General features: G+C 72.6%; 3 protein-coding genes. All 3 read left to right on the top strand.

Translation table 11 applies throughout. The features are described 5' to 3' along the window. On the top strand, nt 1–956 hold a 956-nt coding region (locus tag Q2100_RS13030), incomplete at its 5' end, for an arginase family protein (protein WP_302914395.1). Nucleotides 957–1,001: 45 nt separating this feature from the next. Continuing rightward, nucleotides 1,002–3,122, top strand: coding sequence for a thiamine pyrophosphate-dependent enzyme (locus Q2100_RS13025; protein WP_407667613.1), 2,121 nt, complete (start codon nt 1,002–1,004; stop codon nt 3,120–3,122). Between the two features lie 23 nt (nt 3,123–3,145). Then, a complete protein-coding gene (locus Q2100_RS13020) occupies nt 3,146–4,366 on the top strand; it encodes a CoA transferase (protein WP_302914393.1) in 1,221 nt (406 codons plus the stop codon). The last annotated feature ends 63 nt before the right edge of the window (nt 4,367–4,429 follow it).

Here is a 4,429-nt window from a genome sequence, read left to right as displayed (position 1 = left end):
CGGCCCAGCCGGGTGCTGCCGTCGATCGCCGAGGCCATCGAGCTCATCTGACGATGACGACCGTCGAGCTGATCGGTGTGCCGTTCGACGGCTATGGACGCGCAGGCAACCAGGCGCGCGCCGCGGCGGCCCTGCGCGCCGCCGGCCTCGCCGGTGCCGTCGGTGGCGTGGTCGGCGACGACGACATCGCGCTGCCCACAGCCGAATCCGCCCGCGGCCCCAACGGCCTGATCAACGAGCCCGCCCTGCTGGCGATGACCGACGGGCTCAACGAACGGGTGGGCGCCGCGGTCACCGCAGGCCGGTTCCCGATCGTGTTCGGCGGCGACTGCGCCATGCTCCTCGGCATCGTCACCGGCCTGCGCGACCACGCGGATGACACCGCACTGGTGTTCGTCGACGGCCACGAGGACACCATGCCGCTGGACGTGTCCGAGGACGGCGAGGCCGCCAATACCGAGATCGGTCTGCTGCTCGGCATCACCGGCCGACTCCTGCAAGGCCCGCTGGCGCAGCGGCTGCCCGCGCTGCAGCGGGACCGGCTGGCGGTGCTCGGACCCCGCGACGAGTCGTGGCGCAGGCAGTTCAACGTCGGCACACTGGCCGACTGCGGGGTGTGGCTGGCGCCGCTGGCCGACGTCGCCGCCGACCCGCCGCAGACCGGGCGCCGTGCGCTGGCCGCGCTGCCGACTGAGAATTGGTGGCTGCACATCGATCTCGACGTCCTCGACCCTGTCGAGTTCCCCGCGCAGGGGCTGCCCGGCGTCGCCGACGAACCCGGCGGACTGACGTGGCGGCAACTCACCGCGCTGGTCCTGGCGATGGCCGAGGCCGGTGGCTGTGTGGGTGCCAGCCTCGCGATCTACGACCCCGACCAGGACCCCGACGGCGCCGACGCGGCGCGCATCGTCGAATTCGCCCGCGACGTCCTGCCCGCCGTAACCGGGACGGCGTGAATGGCCGAGTCCATCGACACGAACTTCCTCGCGGCCGTGCGAGCGATGACCGCAGGCACCCCTCGTGACGGGACGAGGCTCACCGCACCGCTGGCCCTGGACGTCTTCGACGCCCAGCTCCGCAGCCGCCACCTCGACATCGCCGCGCGCGAGTTGCGCTCAGAAGGCAAGGGCTACTACACGATCGGCTCGTCAGGGCACGAGGGCAACGCGGCGGTGGCCGCCGCCCTTCGTGTCACCGATCCCGCCTTGCTGCACTACCGGTCCGGTGGCTTCTTCCTGGCGCGGGCCGGCCAGGCCGGCGGTGTCGACGGCATGGCGAGGGCCGTGCGCGACGTGCTGCTCGGACTGGTCGCCGCGGCCGCGGAACCCATCTCCGGGGGACGGCACAAGGTCTTCGGCAGCCACGGCCTCAACGTGATCCCGCAGACGTCGACCATCGCCTCGCACCTGCCGCGCGCCGTCGGCGTGGCGTTCTCCATCGCCCGGGCCCGCAAGCTCGGCGTCACCGGCGCCTGGCCCGACGACGCGCTGGCGGTGTGCAGCTTCGGCGACGCCTCGGTGAACCACTCCACCGCGGTCGGCGCCATCAACACCGCGATGCACTCCGCCTACCAGGGTCTGCCGATGCCCCTGCTGCTGGTCTGCGAGGACAACGGCATCGGGATCAGCACCCCGACACCGCGCGGCTGGGTGGCCAGGACCTATGAGAACCGGGCCGGGCTGCAGTATTTCGCGGCGGACGGCGCCGACCCGGCCGAGACGTTCGACGTGGCAGAGGCGGCCGCCGAGTACGTGCGCAGCCACCGCAGGCCGGCCTTCCTGCACCTGCGCACCGTCCGGTTGATGGGGCACGCGGGTTCGGACTACGAGCCCGCCTACCGCAGGCCCGACGAGATCATGGCCGACTTCGACCGGGACCCGGTGCTCGGCACGGCCGCCCACCTCGTCTCCGCGGGTGTGCTGACGCCCGAGCAGGTGATCGACCGCTACGAGGCCGTCCGTGCCGAGGTGCTCGGGGCGGCCCGCGAGGTGGTCGGGCTGCCGCAACTCCTGACGACCGCCGAGGTGGTGAGGCCGCTGCGCGATGCGATGGCCGAGGCGGTGGCGGCGTCGGCGCGCACGGACTTGGTTGTGCCCGTGGCGGGCAGGGGCGGGGAGCCGCTGACCCTCGCCCAGTCGATCAACCGGGCGCTGCGCGAGATCCTCGAACGCAGGCCCGGGGCACTGGTGTTCGGGGAGGACGTCGCCCGCAAGGGCGGCGTGTACGGGGTGACCCGCGGACTGCAGAACGCGGCCGGGCGGGCCCGCGTGTTCGACACCCTGCTCGACGAGCAGGCCATCCTCGGGCTGGCGCTCGGCGCGGGCATGTCGGGGCTGCTGCCCATCCCGGAGATCCAGTACCTGGCGTACCTGCACAACGCTGCCGACCAGATCCGCGGCGAGGGCGCGACACTGCAGTTCTTCTCCGACCGGCAGTACCGCAACCCGATGATCGTGCGGATCGCCGGATACGGCTACCAGAAGGGGTTCGGCGGCCACTTCCACAACGACAACTCGATCGCCGCGATCCGCGACATCCCCGGCGTGGTGATCGCCTCGCCGTCGCGGCCCGACGACGCCGCGGCGATGCTGCACGCCTGCGCCGCAGCCGCCGACGCCGCGGGCACCGTGTGCGTCTACCTCGAGCCGATCGCGCTCTACCACACCCGTGACCTGCACCAGGACGGCGACGAGCAGTGGCTGGCGCGCTATGCGGACGAGGTCGCGCCGATCGGGCGTGCCCGCACCCACGGCGACGGCGCCGACCTGACGATCCTGACGTTCGGCAACGGCGTGCGGATGAGTCTGCGGGTGGCGCGCCGTCTGGAGCGTGCCGGCATCGGCATCCGCGTCGTCGACCTGCGCTGGCTGGCGCCGCTGCCCGTGGAGGACATGCTGCGCGAGGCGCGCGCCACCGGCCGGGTGCTCGTCGTCGACGAGACCAGGACCACCGGCGGCGTCGGCGAAGGACTGCTCGCCACCCTGCTCGCCCACGGCTACACCGGCCGGCTGGCCCGCGTCGCGGGCGAGGACAGCTTCATCCCGCTCGGCGATGCGGCACTGCAGGTGCTGCTCTCGGAGGACACCATCGAGTCGGCGGTGCTCACCGTGACCAAGCTCTGACAGCCGCTTGCTAGCTTGAGCGGATGGCCGAACCCGCTCCCGACCCGACGCGCCCGCTGGCCGGCGTCCGGATCGTCGAGATCTCGAGCTTCGTCGCGGTGCCGCTGGCCGGGATGACGCTCGCGCAGCTCGGCGCCGAGGTGATCCGCGTCGACCCGATCGGCGGCGCGGCCGACTATCGCCGCTGGCCGGTGACCGACACCGGGGACAGCATCTACTGGGCCGGGCTGAACAAGGGGAAGCGGTCCGTCGCGGCCGACCTGCGCTCACCCGAAGGGCAGGACCTCGTCACCCGGCTCATCGCCGACGCCGGCGTCTTCATCACGAATGTGGCCGGCCGGCAATGGCACTCGTACGACACGCTGGTGGCGCGCCGGCCCGACATCGTGCACGTCGAGGTGTCGGGGCGCGCCGACGGCGGGACCGGGGTGGACTACACGGTCAACGCCTCGGTCGGCTTCCCGCTGGTGACCGGTCCGGCGCAGCTGGCCACGCCGGTCAACCACGTGCTGCCCGCCTGGGACGTCACCTGCGGGCTGTACACCGCGCTGGCGGTGTCGACGGCGCTGCGGCACCGCGACGCCACCGGCACCGGCGCGCGGATCGCCATCCCGCTCGACAACGTCGCCCTCGCCACCGCGGGCAATCTGAGCTTCCTGACCGAGGTGATGGTCAACGGCGCGCAGCGACAGCGGATCGGCAACTCGCTCTTCGGCACCTACGGGCAGAACTTCACCAGCAGCGACGGCGCCGCGTTCATGGTCGTCGCGCTCACCAACCGGCACTTCCGCGACCTCACCGAGACCACCGGCACCGCCAAAGCCGTTGCCGCGCTGGGCCAGGCGCTCGGCGCCGACTTCACCGACGAAGGCGAACGGTACCGCCACCGCGACGCGCTGACCGGGCTGTTCACCGTCTGGTTCACCGAACACACCGCCGACGAGATCGCCGCGGCCCTGACGACCACGTCGGTGCTGTGGGAGCGCTACCGCAGCTTCGCCGACGTCGCCACCGACGATCGGGTGACCGACAACCCGCTGTTCACCCGCCTCGACCAGCCGCGGATCGGTGCATACCTGGCGCCGGGGCTGCCGATGGCGATCGGCGGTGTCTACCCGCCGGCCGTCGCGGCGCCCGCACTGGGCGACGACACCGCCGCGGTGCTGTCCGACTGGCTGGGCCTCGGCGCCGGCGACGTCGGCCGTCTCGTCGGAAGCGGCGTCGTGGCAACGGGTTCCGAATGAGCCGGCTGCTCAGCCTGCTCGACGTGCAGCCGGTGCAGGACGGCGGCTGGACGGGCGCGGCCA

Origin of the sequence: Mycolicibacterium arseniciresistens (genome assembly GCF_030519285.1) — a bacterium.
GTDB lineage: Bacteria > Actinomycetota > Actinomycetes > Mycobacteriales > Mycobacteriaceae > Mycobacterium > Mycobacterium arseniciresistens.
The sequence above is the reverse complement of the archived record's forward strand: the minus strand, read 5'-3'. Positions and strand labels throughout refer to the sequence as shown.